Source organism: Cupriavidus sp. USMAA2-4 (assembly GCF_001854305.1).
Lineage (GTDB): Bacteria > Pseudomonadota > Gammaproteobacteria > Burkholderiales > Burkholderiaceae > Cupriavidus > Cupriavidus malaysiensis.
Map to the genome: position 1 here is coordinate 2,437,863 of NZ_CP017749.1, position 18,512 is coordinate 2,456,374.

Sequence of the window (18,512 nt, forward strand, 5' to 3'; positions counted from 1 at the left end):
GGCCGGGCGGGAATTTCCCGGGCGCGGATCAGGTCCGCACCGCCAGCAGGACGCTGGAGGCCTTGAAGATGGCCACGGCGGCGCTGCCGGCGGCCAGGCCCAGGCTGGCTACGCTGTCGTTGGTGATGATGGCGACGACCTCGCCGCCCTGGGGCAGGGCGATGCGCACCTCGCTGTTGACCGCTCCGGTGGCGACATGGCTGACGGTGCCGGCGAGCTGGTTGCGGGCCGACAGCAGCATGCCCGGATCGGGCACGCCGACGATCACCGACGATGCTTTGACCAGGGCCACCACGTCCTTGCCCGTGGCCAGCCCGAGGCGCTCGGTGCTGCTGCGGGTGATGGTGGCGACGATGCGTGCGCCGCCGGGGATCTCGACCTCGATCTCGTCGTGGACCGTGCCCTGGTGCAAGGCGGCGACCTTGCCGTCCCACTGGTTTCTTGCGCTGGTTTTCATCTGGCTTGTCTCCGCAGGGTAGGGGCGCCGCATGGCGCGGCACGGTCAACGATAGCAGAGGAGGGGGGTGGCACCGCCACGTTCATTCGCTGACGCAGGCCTGCAGCCAGCGCACCGCCGCATGCTCGCCGGGCAGTATCCATTGCGCTGCATCGTGCATCAGGCGCAGTCCGCGGTTACTGTTGCTCAGCAGCACCACGGCACGCCGCTCGGCCGGGCTGCCCATGACGAAGGCGCGCACGCCCGGCATCTTGCCCCACTGGAAGAAGGCGCCGCGCGCCGTCTCGATGCCCCAGCCCAGCCCCCAGCCGATGCCGGAGCCGGCAGTGGGCGCCGCTTCCGTCTCGAGCGACAGCACGCTGTCGCGCGGCGCCGGCAGGACCGGCTCCAGCCATTGCCGGTGCGTGGCCGGGCGCAGGCGCTCGCCACGCAGCACCGCCTGCGCGAAGCGCGCATAGTCGTGCGCCGTGGTGTGCAGCGAGTACGAGGCATGCGCGCCCGGCGGGTAGTGCTTGGCGGTGCGCTCGTCGTGCTCGTGCGGATGGACGAAGTTGCCGGCGAAGCGCGGCTGCCATTCCAGGCTGGACGAAGCCATGCCGAGCGGGCCGAATACCAGGCGCCGCGCCAGGGCTTCGAGCGGTTCGCCGGTGACGGCTTCGAGCGCGGACTGCAGGTAGCCGAAGCCGACGCTGGAATAGCTGAAGCGCTCGCCCGGGGCGAAATAGGTGCGCAGCGGCTCGCTGCCGCGCAGGTTGGGCAGGCCGCCGGTGTGGCTCAGCACGTGGCGGGCGGTGATGGCCGCGGCGCGCGCATCGCCGGCGACCAGCGGGGGCGTGAAGGCCGCCAGCGGCGCATCGAGGTCCAGCACCCCGGCGTCGGCCAGCTGCAGCACCGCGTAGGACACCAGGGGCTTGGTCAGCGAGGCCACGTCGAACACGGTGCCGGCATCGACCGGCGTGCCGTCGTTGCGGTCGCGCACGCCGCCGCAGGCCAGCAGGATGTCGTCGTCGCGGATGCAGGACAGCGCGGCGCCGGCCACGCCGGTCTCGTGCAGACGGTGGTGCAGGCGGTCCTGCAGGACGGTGGCGGTGAGGGTCATCGGGAGGGGACGGGAACGTGGTGCGGGGCGGCCAGGGCGTGGCGGATAGCGGGACGGAAGCCTGCGGCGGGCCGGGGCGGCCGCCGCCGAAGGCTGGCATGGGACGCGGCGGCAGGGCGCTGGCGCGCCCCGTGCCGGCTCAGCCCGGGATCCGCACCGGCAGGTGCGAGAAGCCGTGCACGAAGGACGAGCGCACCCGCGTCGGCGGGCCCATCACCTCGATCACCGGGAAGCGCGGCAGCAGTTCTTCCCACAGGACCTTGAGCTGCAGCTCGGCGATGCGGCTGCCCACGCAGCGGTGGATGCCGAAGCCGAAGGACAGGTGCTGGCGGGCCCGCTCGCGGTCGACCAGGAAGCGGTCGGGCTCGGCGATCATGCTGTCGTCGCGGTTGGCCGACAGGTACCACATGGCCAGCTTGTCGCCCTTGCGGATGGTCTTGCCGCCCAGCTCGGTGTCCTCGGTGGCGGTGCGGCGCATATAGGCCAGCGGCGTCTGCCAGCGGATGATCTCGGGCACCAGGCTGTCCACCAGGTTGGGATCGGCGCGCAGCTTGGCCATTTCCTGCGGGTTCTGGTGCAGGGCCAGCAGGCCGCCGGTCATGGAGTTGCGCGTGGTGTCGTTGCCGCCGACGATCAGCAGCGCCAGGTTGCCCATGAATTCCATCGGGCCCATCGCGCGCGTGGCCGGGCTGTGGGCCAGCATCGATACCAGGTTCATGCTGGGCGGCGCGTTGACGCGCTCGTTCCACAGGCGCGTGAAATAGGCCAGCATCTTGTGCAGCTCGGCCATGCGCACCTCGGGATCGGGCGCATCGGGGTTGGTGCGCTTGTTGGAAGTGATCATGTCCGACCAGTGCGTCAGCAGGCGGCGGTCCTCCAGCGGGAAGTCGAACAGGGTGGCCAGCATCAGCGTGGTCAGCTCGACCGAGACCCGCTCCACCCAGTTGAAGGTTTCATTGCGCGGCAGGCTGTCCAGCACGCGGCAGGTGCGCTCGCGGATCAGGCTTTCCCAGGCGCCCAGGTTGCCCGGCGAGGCGATCGGGCTGACCACCTTGCGTTCTTCGTCGTGCTTGGGCGGGTCCATGGCGATGAACATCTGCAGGCGCTCCTCGCCCGGCGGGAAATCCATCAGCGTGATGCCGCCGCGTGTCCAGTCGGACGAGAACAGCTCGTGGTGGGTTTCCACGTGCATGATGTCGCGGTAGCGCGTCACCGACCAGTAGTGGCCGATGCCCTCGATCGGGCTGCAGGAGCGGTGGACCGGATCCTCGCGGCGCAGGCGCGCGAAGATGTCGCCGATGGTGTCGTCCACGAACCATTGCGGATCGGCCGGATCGATGCCGTCGAGCGGCATGGTTGCGATGTGCGCGCGTGCATCCTGCGCGGCGGGGTCGGACAGCAGGTTTCCCGTCATGGGCTGGTTCCTCGTGTCAACCTGGATCGATGGCTCCCCCGCTGCAGGATGGTCGAGCCGAAGCCTGGCCGGGAGCCGCCTTGTGCTGCGCCTGCAATTGCGATGGCCGGAGGCGACGCGCGCCGTTCCTGTCCGCCGTTCCTGTCCGCCGTTGTTGTCCGTTCTGGTCGATGGCAGGGATGCGCGGGGGCCGGACCGCCAGCCAGAATCTTCCGGCCCGCATCTCTTGTCAAGGCGGGCAAGTGCGGACGGGGGCCGCCTGCCGGCATCGGCAGGCGGCGCGTCGCGCTGCGTCCAGGCGGCTGATTTCGTTAGGCTTCCCGCACTTTGTGCATACATTTTCAGCAATATATCGGGGCTAACCCCTAAGGTATTCCCCGGATTCGTCGTTAACCCTGATGCGCCGTAGGCACGCCCATGACACTGCCTGCCGCGGCCGGGGGAACGGGCGGAAGGCGGCCTCGCCGATCTTCGCAGCCCGTCGCTGTCAATGTTCGGGTAAGAAGGTAAGAAGAAAATGAAGAATCTTGGAATAGGCGTGCGTCTCGGTATCGGCTTCGGTGTCGTCCTGCTGTTGTCGATGCTGATGACCGGCCTGGGCATCTTCCGACTGCACCAGGTGGCACGGCACACGGAAGAGATGATGCAGGTGCCGCTCGCCAAGGAGCGCATCGTCAGCGACTGGTACCGGCTGATGTACGCCAGCGTGCGCCGCACCACCGCGGTGGCGCGCAGTTCCGACCCGGCGCTGGGCGCGTTCTTCGCCGACGAGACGAAGTTCTCCGCCGACTCCATGGCCAAGCTGCGCGACCAGCTGGGGCCGATGCTGTCGACGGACGATGAGAAGGCCGCACTGGCCAGGATCGTCGAAGTGCGCAATCCCTACAACGCTTCGCGCGACAAGATCACCAAGCTGAAGGAAGCGGGCCAGGCCGACGCCGCCAACGAAGTGCTCGCCAAGGAATTCGTGCCGGCCGGCGAGGCCTACCTGGGCGCGCTGGAAAAGCTGCTGGACATCCAGCGCCGCAGCATCGACGCGACCGCGCGCGACATCAACGGTATCTACGAGTCGGCGCGCAACGGCCTGATCGTGCTGGGCGTCTTCGTGCTGGCCATCGGCGCCGCGCTCTCGGCCTGGCTGACGCGCGGCATCGTGCGGCCGCTGCATCGCGCGGTCGGCGTGGCGCGCACCGTGGCCGCGGGCGACCTGACCAGCCGCATCGAAGCCGAAGGCAAGGACGAGACCGCCCAGCTGCTGCACGCGCTCGGCGACATGAACGAGAACCTGCTGCGCATCGTGCATCAGGTGCGCAGCTGCACGGACTCGATCGCCACCGGCACCGGCCAGATCGCCGCCGGCAATACCGACCTGTCGCAGCGCACCGAGGAGCAGGCCTCGTCGCTGCAGCAGACCGCCGCCAGCATGGAAGAGCTGACCGGCATCGTGCGCCAGAACGCCGACAACGCGCGCCAGGCCAGCGGCCTCGCCGTCAATGCCTCGCAGATCGCCGTGCGCGGCGGCGAGGTGGTGGGCGAGGTGGTCGACACCATGGACCAGATCAACGGCGCCTCGAAGAAGGTGGTGGACATCATCGCCGTGATCGAGGGCATTGCCTTCCAGACCAATATCCTGGCGCTGAACGCGGCGGTGGAAGCGGCGCGCGCGGGCGAGCAGGGCCGCGGCTTCGCCGTGGTGGCGGGCGAGGTGCGCAGCCTGGCCCAGCGCAGCGCCACCGCGGCCAAGGAGATCAAGGCCCTGATCGGCGATTCGGCCGAGCGCGTGGAAAAGGGTTCGCAGCTGGTGGCGCAGGCCGGCCAGACCATGGCCGGTATCGTCGACGCGGTCAAGCGCGTGACCGACATCATGGGCGAGATCAGCGCCGCCTCGCATGAGCAGAGCGCCGGCATCGAGCAGGTCAACCAGGCCGTCACGCAGATGGACACCGTCACCCAGCAGAACGCCGCGCTGGTGGAGCAGGCCGCCGCGGCCGCGGGCTCGCTCGAAGAGCAGGCCAGCCGGCTGACCCAGGCCGTATCGTCGTTCCGCCTGGCCGCCTGAGGCCGGGGCAGGCAGGGCGGGCCGCCCGCAGCGCGTGCCCGCCCGCCAGGGCTAGCGGAAGGTCCGCAGGTAGGCCAGCAGGTTCTCGATCTGCTGCGCGTTGCCGATGCCCCAGAAACGCATGCGCGTGCCCGGCACCACCTTGTCCGGCGACTGGATGAACGCGCTCAGCGTGGCATCCGTCCACACGATGCCCGAGGCCTTCATGGCCGCCGAGTACTGGTAGTCGGTGGTCGAGCCCGCATGCCGGCCGAACAGGCCGTTGAGCTGCGGGCCGAAGGCGCCGCGCGCCGAAGGGCCCACGCTGTGGCAGGAGGCGCAGCGGGTGGTGAACAGGGCTTTGCCGGCCAGCGCGTCGCCGGCGGCGTGCGCGGCGGGCGGCAGGGCCAGGATCAGGGCGCAGAGGAGCGCGTGTCTCATGTGACGGAGAGGAGGAAGGCAGGGGATCACGCGCCGTATTGTAGACGGGCGTGGCCGGGCGGCTTCCCGTCGCCATCCCCGTCGCCATCCCCGTCGCTATCTCCGTCGCTATCCCTGCAGCCAGTTCTCCAGCCGCAGGCCCGGATAGTGCGCGAAGTCTCTTTCGTTGTTGGTGACCAGGACCAGGTCCAGTGCCAGCGCATGGGCTGCGATCAGCTTGTCCAGATGGTCCTTCCTGCGCTCGCGCGTCGCCTGCCGGACGGGGCCGTAGGCCCGCGCCGCGGCCGCCTCGAAGGGCATCACCGGAATGTCCTCGACCAGCGAGGCGAGGTGCAGGCGTTCCCGGGCGGGGTCGGCCGACACGGCGACGCCGTATTCCAGTTCGGCATAGGTGATGGCAGACATCACCACGTCACCGACATAGCATTGCGCAAAGCGTCTCGCCACCTGCTCGGGCTGGTCCCGCATCAGGTAGATGCACATATTGGTGTCGAGCATGAAGCGCGGCATCAGAGGGCCTCGCGCTCGTCCTGGCCGTGCTCGTCGCGGCCCTCGGCCATGAAGTCCGGGCCGAATTTCGCGAACTTCTCCAGAACCCCGGCCAGCGGCCGGCGCGCCGGGCGGATGCGGATCTCGTCGCCGATGCGCTCGATCTCCAGTTCCACGTCGGTGCGGTCGTAGGCCAGGTCGGCCGGAATACGCACGGCCTGCGAGTTGCCGTTCTTGAAGAGGCGTGTGGTGTGCATGGGATGCCTGCTCACGGATGTGCGGTGGATGTACTGGATGTACTATAGGCCGCCGCCTGCCTGATGTAAATCCATGTGTGTACATTGAGGCGGCCGAGCCGGCAGGGACGACGGGCAAACGACGAGCATGCGCGCGTGAGCCCGGCCTGGCCCCCGCTTGCCTCTATCCAGAAATACTGTATAAATATACAGTATCGGATTTTTCCAGCCACCGGCATCAGACAGGTGGCGCACAGCAGACATGATTTCGCCATCGCACGCCATGCCGGCCACCGCCGTCCCCACGCCGGCGCCGGCGCAGGAGGACTGGCTCTCCGCGCCGCCACGGCCATCGTTCCCGTCGCTCCCGTCGCTCCCGTCGCTTTCCCCGGCGCAGCGGATGCAGGCGCTGGACGCGCTGGAACGGCGCTATCCCGGCCTGTGGCGGGCCGGGCAGCTCGGCCAGGCCGCCCGCCTGCCGGTCTGCCCCTGCGGCCATGCCGCGCTGGCGGCCGAGCTGCCCGGTGGCGGCTGGCCGCTCGGTGCCTTGAGCGAGTTGCTGCTGGCCGAGAGCGGGGTGGGGGAACTGCGCCTGCTGCGGCCGGCGCTGCAGGCGCTGGCGGCGCAAGGACGCGCGCTGGCGCTGGTGGGGGCGCCGCACGTGCCCAATGCGGCCGGGCTGGCAGCCTGGGGCCTGCCGGCGCAGCGCCTGTACTGGGTGCGCGCCGGGCGCGGCGCCGACCTGACCTGGGCGGCCGAGCAGATCCTGCGCAGCCAGGCTTTCGGCGGCGTGCTGCTGTGGTTGCCCGGCGCGCGGCCCGAGACCATCCGCCGGCTGCAGGTGCTGGCGCAGGCGGGCGATGCGGCGGTGTGGGTGATGCGGCCGGCCGCGGCACAGCGCGAATCGTCGCCGGCGGTGCTGCGGCTGCTGCTGTCGCCGCTGCCGGGCAATGCCTTGTCGATCGCCTTCCACAAGCGGCGCGGACCGTTGCGCGAGGTGCCGCTGGTGCTGCCGCTGGGCGGCATGGAGGCGGTGCCGTCCGGGCTCGCCGCGGCGCTCGCGGAGGCCGCGCCGGGCCAGCCGGAGGCAGCGGCCGAGCCGGGCGCGCCGGCGCCGGCTGTCGTGCGGCAGGGCGCGGTGCCGGCCGCGGTCGCGTGAGAGCCGGTCGATGTCGCCGATGTCGTCGATGCCGTTCTGGATCGCGGTGCACCTGCCGCGCCTGCCCCTGGATGCCTTGCAGCCGGCCTGGCCCGGCGCGCAGGCGCGGGCCTTGCCCGGCCTGCTGGAGCAGGCCGCGCCGGTGGCCGTGCTGGAGCAGGAGCGGGTCGTGCTGGCCAACGCCGCGGCCATGGCGCTGGGCGTGCGCTACGGCATGCGGCGCGGCGGCGTGCAGGCGCTGTCGGCCGAGGTCGTGCAGCTCGAGCGCGAGCCGGCCGCCGAAGCCGAGCTGATGGCGGCGGCGGCGCTGGCGCTGCTGCGCTTCACGCCGCAGGTGGCCTGCGATGACGAGGGCGCCACCCTGATGCTCGACGTCAGCGCCAGCCTGCGCCTGTTCGGCGGCCATCGCGCGCTGTGCCGCGCGGTGCGGGCCTGCGTGCGGCGGCTGGGCGCGGTGCCCCAGCTCGGCTGCGGCAGCAGCGCGCGGGGCGCGGCCTGGCTGGCCGCGCAGCCGCTGCGGCGCGGCCGGCACGGCGTCGTGGTGCGGCCGCCGCGGCGCGCGCTGCGTCCCGCCCGCATGGCGCGGCTGCTGGACCGGCTGCCGGTCGAGGCCCTGTACCGGCTGGCCGATCCCGCCTGGCTCGACGGCATCGGCTGCCGCACCGTGGGCGAGGTGCGCGCGCTGCCACGCGCCGCGCTCAAGCGGCGCGTGGGGCCGGGCCTGCTGGAGGGGCTGGACCAGGCGTATGGCGAGGCGCCGGACAGCCAGCCCTGGTTCGTCGCGCCGCCGGTCTTCGCCCGCCGCATGGACCTGCCGGGCCGCATCGAAGGTGCCGAGGGCGTGCTGGCCGGCGCGCAGCGGCTGCTGCTGGCGATGGCCGGCTGGCTGGCCGGGCAGCAGGCGGGCGCGACCCGTTTCGTGCTGGTGCTGGAGCACGAGCGCTACCGCGCCGGCGAGGCGCCGCAGGGCACGCCGGTGGAGGTGGCGCTGGCCCAGCCCAGCCGCGATCCCGAACACCTGTCGAAGCTGCTGCAGGAGCGCCTGGGCCAGTTGCGCTTCGGTGCGCCGGTGGTCGGCCTGGGTCTGAAGGTGGAAGCGATGCAGGAGAGCCTGCCGCGCAGCGCCTCGCTGTTCCCCGAGCCCGGCGCCGAGGCGGCCGCGCTGGGGCGTGTGCTCGACACGCTGGTGGCGCGGCTGGGCCGCGACGGCGTGCTGCAGCCGCGGCCGCTGGCCGACCACCGTCCCGAACGCGCCAGCCGCTGGTGCGCGCTGGACGAGGACGCGCCGGGGCCGGCGCTGCCGGCCGGCATCCCGCTGCCCGAGCGGCCGCTGTGGCTGCTGGCCGAGCCGGTGCCGCTGGCGGCGCGGCAGGAGCGGCCCTGCCATGGCGGTCCGATGCGGCTGCTGACCCGCCCCGAGCGCATCGAGTCCGGCTGGTGGGACGGCGCGCTGGCCTCGCGCGACTACTACATCGCCGAGCGTAGCGACGGCGTGCGCTGCTGGGTCTATTGCGTGTACCTCGGCCACGGCGCGGACGTCACCGCGCACTGGTACCTGCACGGCCTCTTCGCATGACGACCGCCGGCGCGCGCGGGGCCGGCGGCCCCGCATCCCCTGCATGGCCCGGCATCGCCGCCGGCGCCGGCGCGGTGGTGGCGCTGCCCGACTACGTCGAGCTGCACTGCCTCTCCAATTTCACCTTCCTGACCGGCGCCTCCCATCCCGCCGAACTGCTCGAACGCGCCTTCGCGCTCGGCTACCGCGGGCTGGCGCTGACCGACGAATGCTCGGTGGCCGGCACCGCGCGCGCCTACCAGGCGCTCAAGGACCTGCGCCGGCGCGAGCAGGAACGGGCGGAAGCCGGCGAGGCGGCGGAGGCCGGGCGCGCGGCCGCCTTCCAGTTGCTGATCGGCAGCCGCTTCACGCTGACCCCGCCTGCGGGCGCGCCGGACGATGGCGGTATGCCGGCGCTGCGCCTGGTGCTGCTGGCGACGGACCGCGCCGGCTTCGGCAACCTGTGCGAACTGATCACGCTGGGCCGCCGCCGCGCGGACAAGGGCAGCTACCGGCTGCACCCGCAGGACCTGGCCGCGTCGGTGGAAGGCGCGGCGGAGGGGGCGGCGGAGGAGGGGGCGGCGGACTGGCAGCACGGCTTGCGCGGCATGCCCGGCTGCCTGGCGCTGTTGCTGCCCGACTACTGCGCCGACCCCGAACGGCTGCTGGCGCAGGCGCAATGGTGCCGCGCGCAGTTCGGCGCGCGCGCCTGGATGGCGCTGGAACTGCACCAGGGCCATGCCGACAACCTGCACCGCGAGCGGGTGCTGGCGGCGGCCGCGCGCAGCGGGCTGCCGCTGGCGGCCAGCGGCGCGGTCACCATGCACGTGCGCTCGCGCAAGCCGCTGGCCGACGTGCTGACCGCGATCCGCCTGCGCCAGCCGCTGTCGGCCTGCGGCCTGGCGCTGGCGCCGAATGCCGAGGCGCGCCTGCGCCAGCGCCAGCGGCTCGGGCGCCTCTATCCGCTGGAGGCGCTGGCGCAGACGGTGCATATCGCCTCGCTGTGCCATTTCTCGCTGGGCGACCTGCGCTACGAGTACCCGGAGGAGCTGGTGCCCGAGGGCCGGACGGCCATCGATTACCTGCGCGAGGAGGTGGACAAGGGCCGGCGGCAGCGTTTTCCCGAGGGGATGCAGGAGTCGTGGGCGAAGCAGCTGGAGGAAGAGCTCAAGCTGATCGAGGCCAAGCAGTACGAGCATTTCTTCCTGACCGTGCATGACATCGTGCGTCAGGCGCGCCACCTGGGCATCCTGTGCCAGGGGCGCGGCTCGGCGGCCAACTCGCTGGTCTGCTACTGCCTCTATATCACCGAGGTCCATCCCGAGCAGACGCAGATGCTGTTCGGCCGCTTCCTCTCGGCCGAGCGCGACGAGCCGCCCGATATCGACGTCGACTTCGAGCACCAGCGGCGCGAGGAGGTGATCCAGTACATCTACAGCAAGTACGGCCGCGACCGTGCCGCGCTGGCCGCCTCGCTGATCACCTACCGCTCGCGCAGCGCGCTGCGCGACGTGGGGCGCGCGCTCGGCATCGACGCCGGCGTGGTCGAGCAGGTGGTCAAGGGCCAGGCCTGGTGGGACGGCGACCAGGCCTTTCTGGAGCGCATCGCGCGCCACGGGCTCGACCCCGGGTCGCCGGCGGTGCGGTCGTGGGCCGAACTCGCCGGGCAGCTGCGCGGCTTCCCGCGCCACCTGTCGCAGCACGTGGGCGGCTTCGTGATCGCGCGCGGCCGGCTGTCGCGGCTGGTGCCGATCGAGAACGCCGCCATGCCGGACCGCAGCGTGATCCAGTGGGACAAGGACGACCTGGAGTCGCTGGGCCTGCTCAAGGTGGACGTGCTGGCGCTGGGCATGCTGTCGGCGATCCGGCGCGCGCTGGCCATGATCCAGGACTACAGCGGCGCGCACGGGCGCATGGAAGAGCTGCCGCGCGAGGACACGGCCACCTACGACATGATCTGCCGTGCCGAGACCATCGGCGTGTTCCAGGTCGAGTCGCGCGCGCAGCAGACCATGCTGCCGCGCCTGCGGCCGCGCAATTTCTACGACCTGGTGGTGGAGGTGGCCATCGTGCGCCCCGGCCCCATCCAGGGCGGCATGGTCCATCCCTACCTGAAGCAGCGCGAGGCGGCGCGCCGTAACGGCAAGCCGCCGCACTACCTCAACGCGGTCATCGAAAAGGTGCTGGGGCGCACGCTGGGCGTGCCCATCTTCCAGGAGCAGGTGATGCAGCTCGCCATCGACGCGGCCGATTTCACGCCGGGCGAGGCCGACCTGCTGCGCCGCTCGATGGCGGCCTGGCGGCGCAAGGGCGACCTCAAGCGCCACCAGGACAAGCTGGTCGCGGGCTTCGTCCGGAACGGCTACCCCGAAGCGTTCGCGCAGCGCATCTGCAAGCAGATCGAGGGCTTCGGCGAGTACGGTTTCCCCGAGAGCCATGCGGCCAGCTTCGCCAAGCTGGTCTATGTCAGCGCCTGGATCAAGCGCCACCATCCGGCGGCCTTCCTGTGCGCGCTGCTCAACAGCCAGCCGATGGGCTTCTATTCGCCGTCGCAGCTGGTGCAGGATGCCGGCCGCAACGGCGTGCGCGTGCTGCCGGTGGACGTCGGCGAGAGCTGCTGGGACAGCACGCTGGTCCTGCGCGACGGGCAGCCGTGGCGGGAGGGCGCGCCGCCGCCGGACGTGCGGCTCGGCCTGGGGCGGGTCAAGGGCATGCGCAAGGAGGCGGCCGCGCGCATCGAGGCGGCGCGCGCCGCGCGCCCCTTCGCCAGCGTGGAGGACCTGGCCCTGCGCGCCGCGCTGGACCGCCACGACATCGACGCGCTGGCCGCCGCCGACGCACTGGCCAGCCTCGCCGGCCACCGCCGCCAGGCGCGCTGGCAGGCGCGCGCGGCCGCGCTGCAGTCGGCCCACCGCGACCTGCTCTACGAAGCGCCGCCGGCCGAGTCGGCGCTGGCGCTGCCGGCGCCGCGCCTGGGCGAGGAGGTGGCGGCCGACTACACCAGCCTGGGCCTGTCGCTCAAGGCCCATCCGCTGGCGCTGCTGCGCCGCCGCCTGCAGGCCATGCGCTTCGCCACCGCGCGCGAGCTGGCCGACTGCCCCGACGGCCGCCGCGTGCGTGCCTGCGGCATCGTCACCGTGCGCCAGCGGCCGGCCACCGCCAGCGGCACCATCTTCACCTCCATCGAGGACGAGACCGGCGCCGTCAACGTGATCCTGTGGCCGGACCTGATCGAGCGCGAGCGCAAGACCGTGCTGGGGGCCCGGCTGCTCGGCGTCAGCGGGACCTGGCAGCGCCAGGGCGAGGTCCGCCACCTGGTGGCCGAACAGCTGGTGGACCTGAGCGGGCTGCTCGGGCGGCTGGCGGTCAGCAGCCGCGATTTCCACTGAGCGCCGGCCTTATCGATTGCAAACGATTGTCAGCGGCCGCGCGGCTCACCCCGGCATGGACCAGTCCGCCGATACGAACTGTTACACCGATGTGGGCGTTCCGGGTCAACACGCTCTGCAATCCGGCCGTTCTGGCAGATAACGCGCAAGCAAGCGCGTACAACCTGGAGCCTGACATGAAGAAAGCACTCGCCACCCTGACCACCCTGAGCCTTGGCCTGTTCGCCGCCGGCGCTTTCGCGCAGGCACCCGCTACCCCCGCAGCGCCGGCCGCACCCGCAGCGCCCGCGGCAGCCGCCGCACCGGCCACGCCCGCGGCAGCGGACAAGACCGCCACGAAGACGGCAAAGCCTGCCCACAAGGCGCACGCCAGCCACACCAAGCACACCAAGCACGCCAAGCCGATGACGCCGGCGAAGGCGGCGGCACCGGCACCGGCGCCGGCCGCAGCCACGCCGGCCGCACCGGCCAAGCCTGCCCAGTAAGCCGCGAAGCAATGAAGCAGTGAAGCAGTGCGCGACACGATAGACCGGGGCGTGCCAGGCGGCACGCCCGACCTTGCTAGCGAGATTCTTCCATGCACCTGATATGGACCATCCTGATTGGCTTCATCGCCGGCCTTGTCGCGCGGGCCATCACGCCGGGGCGCGGCCCGAGCGGCTTCTTTCTCACCGCCGCGCTGGGCATCGGCGGCGCGCTTGCCGCCACCTTCATCGGGCAGGCGCTGCGCTGGTACCGGCCCGGTCAGTCGGCCGGCTTTCTCGGCGCGGTGGTCGGCGCGGTGCTGCTGCTCGTTCTCTATCACCTCTTCAACAAGAAAGACTGAGCCAGGAACACACGATGGGATGGACAGATCTGTTGCAGCAGGCCGCGGGCGCGCTCGGCGTCGACGGCGGCCAGTCATTCGAGCAGGCAGCGCGCGAGGCGGCGCCCGGTGCGCTGGGGCAGGGCCTGGCCGATGCCTTCCGCTCCGGCCAGACCGCGCCATTCTCCGAGATGGTCGGCCAGTTGTTCGGGCAGTCCAACGGCACCCAGCAGGCCGGCATGCTCAATGAACTGCTGGCCCTGGTGGGGCCGGCCGTGCTGTCGCAGGCCGCCGGCGGCGCGCTGGGCAGCGTGATGGCGCCGGGTGCCACGCAGGTGAGTGCCGAGCAGGCCGGCCAGCTCACGCCGGAACAGGTGCAGGCCATTGCTGCCCATGCCGAGCAGGCGCACCCGGGCGTAGTCGAGCGGCTGGGGCATTTCTATGCCGAGCATCCGACCCTGGTCAAGACGCTGGGCAGCGCCGCGCTGGCCATCGCGCTGGCCAGGCTGAAGGAGCGCCAGCAGGGCTGACGCCGACACGATGCCACAGGAAGTGGAGTCCCGGCCCCCGCAAGGCCGGGGGCTCCGTTCGCAACGGTGCCCGGGGGCACCGTTTTTTTTGCCCTGTCTTGCTCTGTCGCCGCGCACTCAGCGTCGCGCGCGCGTGTCCGACGGCCGTTCGCCGAATGCCTGCCGGTAGTCCGCGGCGAATTGTCCGAGATGGCCGAAGCCCCAGCGTGCCGCGATCTCCGTGACCGAAGCGGGATCATCCGGCGCCTGCAGCGCCGCCCTTGCGCGCTGCAGGCGGACCTCCTTCAGGTAGCGCATCACGCCGATGCCGCGCCACTGCTGAAACGCGCGCTGCAGCGTACGCGCGCTGCAGCGCGCGGCGGTCGCGATGGCCGAGACCGTCAGCGGCTGGCCGGCGCATTCGTCGATGAAGGCGGCCGCGCGCTTCACGCAGGCAGGCGCGATGCCGCCGCCCGCGGGCATCGCCTCGGCGAGCTGTTCGCCGAACAGGCTCATGATCAGCATCTCTTCCGCCAGCGGCAACTGCATCGCCTTCAGCGCCGGTGGTGTGTCGGGATGCAGGAGCTGCCGGAGCGCCTGCACCGACGCAAGCCAGCGCTCACGGCGCCGCGCTTCCAGCAGCGCGCACGATGACAGCGCGCCCGGCGGCTCGCGGCCGCACACGCGGCGCCACAGTTCGGCGATCCGCTGCGTGTCGATGCGCACGCCCATCTGCACATTGTCTTCGCTGTAGTGGAATTGCGCGCGTTCGTTCGAGGCGACCAGCACGGTCGAACCGGGGCCACCCGCGTGCGCGAGCCCGCCGCTACGGATGTCCGCATGCCCGGCCAGCGTGGTGAGCACGAGCACGAAACTGCCGAAGATCTCGGGCCGGATGGTGATCTCCGTCCCGTACGCGAACCACGAGAGCGCGCTGCTGTCGCCCTCCAGGTTGAACAGGGTGGCCGGCTTCGCGCGGTGGCGCGCCGCGGTGAAGCGATAGGGGCGGTAGATCCTGCCGATCTCGCGGCGGGCGTGTTCCAGATCGTCCGATTCGAACAGCAGCGCGCCGGGAGGGATGTCGCTGGCAGACAGCAGCGGTGCAAATGGCAGTGGGGGCATGCCGGAGCGGGAGAGCAGGTCGTTCACGTTTGTCCCTCCTGGCGGAAGCAGGCACGGGCGGCGGCGGTGCGATGAAAAACGGCGCGTTTCGGATGCCCGTGGCACGGAATCGATAGCTGCCCGGAAACGCGCCGGCGATCATGGAGCCGTGTTGAACCTTGGACGGAGCGTGCGCAGCCATGAAACTTTCGATAGGCAGGAATTATACGGCGTACATCAACGGCGGCTTCGCGCGGCAGGGCGGCGCGACCTTCGCCGCGCTCAACCCTGCGACGGGGGAACACCTGGCGGATATCGCGCGATGCGGTGCCGCCGATGTCGCCGCGGCGGTCGAGGCCGCGCGACGGGCATTTCCCGCCTGGAAGGCGACGAGCTACGAAACGCGGGCCGCGCTGCTGAACCGGCTGGCCGATGCACTGGAGCAGGCGCTGCCGCGCCTCGCGACGATCGACGCGATGGATATCGGCCGGCGTATCGCCGAAACACGTCTCGATCACGAAAAAGCCATTGCTCAATACCGATATTTCGCCGGAGCGATTCTGACGCATGAAGGCTACGGAAGGCCGATTCCCGACGGCTACCTGATCGCGAAGCGTGAGCCGATTGGCGTCGTCGGCCAGATCATTCCCTGGAACGTGCCGGCATTGATGGTTGCCCTGAAGGTGGCGCCGGCCGTGGCGGCGGGCAACACGGTGGTGCTCAAGCCGGATGAGAACGCCTCGCTGTCGACGCTGGCGTTCGCGGAAATCGCCGGCAGCATTTTCCCGCCGGGCGTGATCAATGTCGTGCCGGGGTTTGGCGACGAGGTCGGTGCCGCGCTGACTTCGCATCCGGGCGTGGCGAAACTCGCCTTCACCGGCAGTCCGGAGGTCGGGCGGATCATCGGCCGCGCCGGCGCCGACCGACTCGTGCCGGTATCGCTGGAGCTGGGCGGAAAGAGTCCCAACATCGTGTTCCCGGACGTGGGCAATCTCGACGCGGTCGTCGACGACGCGCTGTTCGCGGCGATGTACTGCAACGGGCAGTCGTGCCTCGCCGGCACGCGGCTCTTCGTGCATGACGACATCTATGCCGCCTTCGTCGACAAGCTGGCGGCCGGCGCGGCAAGCATGAAGGTCGGCGCTCCGCTCGACGAGACGGTTCACCTGAGTTGCCTCGTGTCCGCGAAGCAGGGCGAGCGGGTACTCGACTACATCCGCATCGGCAGGGAAGAGGGCGCGAAGGTGCTGTTCGGCGGCGAGCGCGTGCAGGTGACCGATTGCGATGCCGGTTACTTCATCGCGCCGACCTTGCTGGAAGCGCGCAACGGCATGCGTGTCGCGCAGGAAGAGATCTTCGGCCCCGTGCTGAGCATCATCCGCTGGAGCGATGTCGACCGCATGCTAGAGGAGGCGAACGACGTGCCGTACGGGCTCGCCGCCGGAATCTACACCACGGATCTCGAACAGGCGATGCGGACGGCCGATGCGCTGGAGGCGGGCTCGGTGTGGATCAACCAGTATTTCAACCTCGCGAGCGGGGTGCCGTTCGGCGGCATCAAGGAGAGCGGGATCGGGGTCGAGCATTGCCACGAAACCCTCAAGCTCTATTCGCAGCTGAAATCCATCACGATCCGCAACCGCATCGGCGAACCGTGGTTCGTCGCCTAGCTTGTTTGTGATGTGACACAGGACGCCAACGACAGACGCGGCCCGTTCCTCCGGTTCAGGGTCGCGCAGATCACTGAGGAGACACGCCAATGAACACGCCCCCTTATCGCGAAATCGTCGCCGCCGTCACCCGTTCCAAGGGTGCGCCATTCCTGCTGGAACCGGCCCGCCTGCGCGCGCCGGTGGACGACGAGGTGCTGGTACGTATCGTCGCGGCGGGCATGTGCCATACCGACCTGATCATCCGCGACCAGTACTATCCGGTGCCGCTGCCCGCCGTGCTGGGGCACGAAGGCGCGGGCGTCGTCGAAGCCGTCGGCCCTGGGGTCAGGTCGCTGGTGCCAGGCGATCACGTGGTGCTCAGCTACGGCCATTGCGGACATTGCCTGACCTGCGCAGCGGGACGGACGTCGTATTGCGCGGACTTCTACGCGCAGAATTTCGGCGGTGGCGGGCAGGATGGGCGCGGCGCGATCACGGCGCCGGACGGGACGCCGATCCACGACCACTTCTTCTCCCAATCCTCGTTCGCGACGTTCGCGCTGAGCCGTGAACGCAGCGCGATCAAGGTGCCCAGGCATGCGCCGCTGCAATTGCTGGGGCCGCTCGGCTGCGGGATACAGACGGGCGCCGGCGCGGTCATCCATTCACTGAAAGTGACGCCGGGCAGCCGCTTTCTCGTGCTTGGCGCTGGCGCGGTCGGGATGTCCGCGGTGCTCGCCGCCCGGCTCGCCGGCGCCGCAACCATCATCGCGCTCGACATCGTGCCCGGCCGCCTGGCGCTCGCACGCGAGATCGGCGCGACGCATGCGCTCAATAGCCGCGACTCCGGCTGGGTCGATGCCGTTCGCGCCATCACCGGTGGCGGCGTCGATTTCGCGCTCGAGTCGACCGGGCGGCCGGAGATCCTCGCGCAAGGCGTCTCGGCGCTCGCGCCGCTGGGCGTGCTCGGCGTCGTCGGCGCCTCCCCGCTAGGGACCAAGGCGGGATTCGACCTCAACGAGCTGATGATCGCCGGCAAGCGCATTCAAGGCATCTGCGAGGGAGATAGCGTACCCCTCAGATTCATTCCCGAGCTGGTGGAGCTGCATCTGCAAGGCCGCTTCGCCTTCGACAAGCTGGTAACGTTCTACCCGTTCAACGACATCAACCGGGCCGCGGCGGACAGCGAAGCCGGCACGGCGCTGAAGCCGATCCTGCTCATGGATAGCGCCGCCGAGCTTTGAAGCTTTGAGGCCCTGAAGCTCGGGCGCCGGGCAGCACGCCCTTTTCTTGCAAGCAACGATACGCATCCAAACATGACGACCACACTCTATCGCGGCATGGACCGCCCCGCTCTCGACGCCGCCTACGACAACACCAAGGCCATCCCCGACTTTCCGGCCGTGCTGGCGGACTTCCGGGCGCGCAGCGCGGCGCTCTACGCGGCTGCGTCGTGCCGGCGCGACCTGCGCTACGGCGACCACCCGCGCGAGCGCTACGACTGGATTGCCTGCGGCCAGCCCGACGCGCCGACCTTCGTCTTCATTCATGGTGGCTACTGGCAGAACTGTGACAAGGAGGACTTCGCCTTTATCGCCGGCGGGCCGCTCGCGCGGGGCTTCAACGTGGTCCTGGTCGAGTACACGCTCGCGCCCGAGGCGTCGATGACGCGGATCGTCGGCGAGATCGGCCGCCTGCTCGACCACCTGGCGGCGGATCGCGATGGTCTCGGCACCGCTGGCCGCCCGCTCGTGCTGAGCGGGCATTCGGCGGGCGGGCACCTGACGGCGCAGTACCGCGCGCATCCGGCCGTGACGGCCGCGCTGCCGATCAGCGCCCTGGTCGACCTGGAGCCGATCGCGCTGTCGTGGCTCGATGACAAGCTGAGGCTGTCGGCGCAGGAGGTCGATGCCTACAGCCCGTTGCGCCATGTCGGCAAGGGTGCGCCGACCGTGGTCGCGGTCGGCGGCGCGGAGCTGCCCGAGCTCGTGCGTCATTCGGACGAGTATGCGGCAGCCTGTGCCACGGCCGGCGAAGCGGTCGAGCTGATCCACGTGCCGCATTGCACGCACTTTTCGGTACTCGACGACCTGGCGCGTCCCGACGGCCGCTTGCTGCAGGCGCTGTCGGCACGCCGGGGGGAGTGAAGGATGGCGTGATCGGTGCCG

At 70.7% G+C, this 18,512-nt stretch carries 16 protein-coding genes and 1 pseudogene; 10 read left to right on the forward strand and 7 right to left on the reverse strand.

The annotated features are described in order from the left end of the window. Positions 1 to 28: 28 nt before the first annotated feature. The 3 genes from BKK79_RS30725 to BKK79_RS30735 all read right to left on the reverse strand — a co-directional run bounded on the left by BKK79_RS30725 (position 29) and on the right by BKK79_RS30735 (position 2,970). Positions 29 to 457 carry a TOBE domain-containing protein gene (locus BKK79_RS30725; protein ID WP_071039724.1) on the reverse strand — a complete coding sequence of 143 codons (429 nt, stop codon included), beginning with the start codon at positions 455 to 457 and terminating at the stop codon, positions 29 to 31. An 82-nt stretch (positions 458 to 539) separates the two neighbouring features. Continuing rightward, positions 540 to 1,556 (reverse strand): serine hydrolase domain-containing protein, encoded by a 1,017-nt coding sequence (locus tag BKK79_RS30730; protein WP_071039725.1) that lies wholly within the window; start codon positions 1,554 to 1,556, stop codon positions 540 to 542. Between the two features lie 139 nt (positions 1,557 to 1,695). Continuing rightward, entirely contained in the window at positions 1,696 to 2,970 is a 1,275-nt protein-coding gene (locus tag BKK79_RS30735) for a cytochrome P450 (protein ID WP_071039726.1), read from the reverse strand. A 517-nt stretch (positions 2,971 to 3,487) separates the two neighbouring features. Between BKK79_RS30735 and BKK79_RS30740 the strand changes: the two genes are divergently transcribed. Beyond that, the gene (locus BKK79_RS30740; protein ID WP_071021117.1) at positions 3,488 to 5,029 is read left to right on the forward strand and encodes a methyl-accepting chemotaxis protein; all 1,542 of its coding nucleotides are present in this window, start codon (positions 3,488 to 3,490) and stop codon (positions 5,027 to 5,029) included. Between the two features lie 51 nt (positions 5,030 to 5,080). Here the strand turns inward: BKK79_RS30740 and BKK79_RS30745 are convergent, their stop codons facing one another. The 3 genes from BKK79_RS30745 to vapB form a co-directional block, all read right to left on the reverse strand. Next, entirely contained in the window at positions 5,081 to 5,449 is a 369-nt protein-coding gene (locus tag BKK79_RS30745) for a c-type cytochrome (protein WP_071021114.1), read from the reverse strand. Positions 5,450 to 5,557: 108 nt separating this feature from the next. Further along, on the reverse strand, positions 5,558 to 5,959 hold the full coding sequence (locus BKK79_RS30750; protein ID WP_071021112.1) for a type II toxin-antitoxin system VapC family toxin: 402 nt from the start codon (positions 5,957 to 5,959) through the stop codon (positions 5,558 to 5,560). Next, entirely contained in the window at positions 5,959 to 6,195 is a 237-nt protein-coding gene (gene vapB / locus BKK79_RS30755; protein ID WP_071021111.1) for a type II toxin-antitoxin system VapB family antitoxin, read from the reverse strand. Before vapB ends, BKK79_RS30750 begins: the two co-directional genes overlap by 1 nt. 262 nt (positions 6,196 to 6,457) lie before the next feature. Here vapB and imuA point away from each other — a divergent pair. The 6 genes and pseudogenes from imuA to BKK79_RS30785 all read left to right on the forward strand — a co-directional run. Next, positions 6,458 to 7,426: pseudogene (gene imuA / locus BKK79_RS30760) on the forward strand (translesion DNA synthesis-associated protein ImuA); the annotation flags it as partial. After that, positions 7,362 to 8,909 (forward strand): Y-family DNA polymerase, encoded by a 1,548-nt coding sequence (locus BKK79_RS41275; RefSeq protein WP_071040476.1) that lies wholly within the window; start codon positions 7,362 to 7,364, stop codon positions 8,907 to 8,909. The pseudogene imuA and the gene BKK79_RS41275, both read left to right, overlap by 65 nt. Continuing rightward, a complete protein-coding gene (locus BKK79_RS30770) occupies positions 8,906 to 12,277 on the forward strand; it encodes an error-prone DNA polymerase (RefSeq protein ID WP_084085355.1) in 3,372 nt (1,123 codons plus the stop codon). The genes BKK79_RS41275 and BKK79_RS30770 overlap by 4 nt, the downstream gene beginning before the upstream one ends. A 176-nt stretch (positions 12,278 to 12,453) precedes the next feature. Continuing rightward, on the forward strand, positions 12,454 to 12,762 hold the full coding sequence (locus BKK79_RS30775) for a hypothetical protein (RefSeq protein WP_071039728.1): 309 nt from the start codon (positions 12,454 to 12,456) through the stop codon (positions 12,760 to 12,762). A 92-nt stretch (positions 12,763 to 12,854) separates the two neighbouring features. Beyond that, positions 12,855 to 13,103, forward strand: coding sequence for a GlsB/YeaQ/YmgE family stress response membrane protein (locus BKK79_RS30780; RefSeq protein WP_071021103.1), 249 nt, complete (start codon positions 12,855 to 12,857; stop codon positions 13,101 to 13,103). 14 nt (positions 13,104 to 13,117) lie between these two features. Further along, positions 13,118 to 13,612 carry a hypothetical protein gene (locus BKK79_RS30785; protein ID WP_071021100.1) on the forward strand — a complete coding sequence of 165 codons (495 nt, stop codon included), beginning with the start codon at positions 13,118 to 13,120 and terminating at the stop codon, positions 13,610 to 13,612. Positions 13,613 to 13,729: 117 nt separating this feature from the next. Here the strand turns inward: BKK79_RS30785 and BKK79_RS30790 are convergent, their stop codons facing one another. Continuing rightward, positions 13,730 to 14,740: an AraC family transcriptional regulator gene (locus BKK79_RS30790; protein WP_071039729.1), complete on the reverse strand. Its 1,011-nt coding sequence runs from the start codon at positions 14,738 to 14,740 to the stop codon at positions 13,730 to 13,732. 152 nt (positions 14,741 to 14,892) lie between these two features. On the opposite strand from BKK79_RS30790, the gene BKK79_RS30795 reads away from it, so the two are divergent. The 3 genes from BKK79_RS30795 to BKK79_RS30805 all read left to right on the forward strand — a co-directional run bounded on the left by BKK79_RS30795 (position 14,893) and on the right by BKK79_RS30805 (position 18,491). After that, positions 14,893 to 16,362: an aldehyde dehydrogenase family protein gene (locus tag BKK79_RS30795; protein ID WP_071039730.1), complete on the forward strand. Its 1,470-nt coding sequence runs from the start codon at positions 14,893 to 14,895 to the stop codon at positions 16,360 to 16,362. Positions 16,363 to 16,451: 89 nt separating this feature from the next. Further along, positions 16,452 to 17,588, forward strand: coding sequence for an NAD(P)-dependent alcohol dehydrogenase (locus tag BKK79_RS30800; RefSeq protein ID WP_071021092.1), 1,137 nt, complete (start codon positions 16,452 to 16,454; stop codon positions 17,586 to 17,588). Between the two features lie 72 nt (positions 17,589 to 17,660). Then, positions 17,661 to 18,491: an alpha/beta hydrolase gene (locus BKK79_RS30805; RefSeq protein ID WP_071039731.1), complete on the forward strand. Its 831-nt coding sequence runs from the start codon at positions 17,661 to 17,663 to the stop codon at positions 18,489 to 18,491. Positions 18,492 to 18,512: the final 21 nt, after the last annotated feature.

What these genes read in the sequence shown, in the direction of transcription:
- BKK79_RS30780 (WP_071021103.1), top strand. Translation starts at nt 12,855, where the DNA reads ATGCACCTGATATGGACCATCCTGATTGGCTTCATCGCCGGCCTTGTC.
- BKK79_RS30750 (WP_071021112.1), bottom strand. Translation starts at nt 5,959, where the DNA reads ATGCCGCGCTTCATGCTCGACACCAATATGTGCATCTACCTGATGCGG.
- BKK79_RS30785 (WP_071021100.1), top strand. Translation starts at nt 13,118, where the DNA reads ATGGGATGGACAGATCTGTTGCAGCAGGCCGCGGGCGCGCTCGGCGTC.
- BKK79_RS30725 (WP_071039724.1), bottom strand. Translation starts at nt 457, where the DNA reads ATGAAAACCAGCGCAAGAAACCAGTGGGACGGCAAGGTCGCCGCCTTG.
- BKK79_RS30740 (WP_071021117.1), top strand. Translation starts at nt 3,488, where the DNA reads ATGAAGAATCTTGGAATAGGCGTGCGTCTCGGTATCGGCTTCGGTGTC.
- BKK79_RS30795 (WP_071039730.1), top strand. Translation starts at nt 14,893, where the DNA reads ATGAAACTTTCGATAGGCAGGAATTATACGGCGTACATCAACGGCGGC.
- BKK79_RS41275 (WP_071040476.1), top strand. Translation starts at nt 7,362, where the DNA reads ATGCCGTTCTGGATCGCGGTGCACCTGCCGCGCCTGCCCCTGGATGCC.
- BKK79_RS30800 (WP_071021092.1), top strand. Translation starts at nt 16,452, where the DNA reads ATGAACACGCCCCCTTATCGCGAAATCGTCGCCGCCGTCACCCGTTCC.
- BKK79_RS30745 (WP_071021114.1), bottom strand. Translation starts at nt 5,449, where the DNA reads ATGAGACACGCGCTCCTCTGCGCCCTGATCCTGGCCCTGCCGCCCGCC.
- BKK79_RS30775 (WP_071039728.1), top strand. Translation starts at nt 12,454, where the DNA reads ATGAAGAAAGCACTCGCCACCCTGACCACCCTGAGCCTTGGCCTGTTC.
- BKK79_RS30730 (WP_071039725.1), bottom strand. Translation starts at nt 1,556, where the DNA reads ATGACCCTCACCGCCACCGTCCTGCAGGACCGCCTGCACCACCGTCTG.
- BKK79_RS30735 (WP_071039726.1), bottom strand. Translation starts at nt 2,970, where the DNA reads ATGACGGGAAACCTGCTGTCCGACCCCGCCGCGCAGGATGCACGCGCG.
- vapB (WP_071021111.1), bottom strand. Translation starts at nt 6,195, where the DNA reads ATGCACACCACACGCCTCTTCAAGAACGGCAACTCGCAGGCCGTGCGT.
- BKK79_RS30805 (WP_071039731.1), top strand. Translation starts at nt 17,661, where the DNA reads ATGACGACCACACTCTATCGCGGCATGGACCGCCCCGCTCTCGACGCC.
- BKK79_RS30770 (WP_084085355.1), top strand. Translation starts at nt 8,906, where the DNA reads ATGACGACCGCCGGCGCGCGCGGGGCCGGCGGCCCCGCATCCCCTGCA.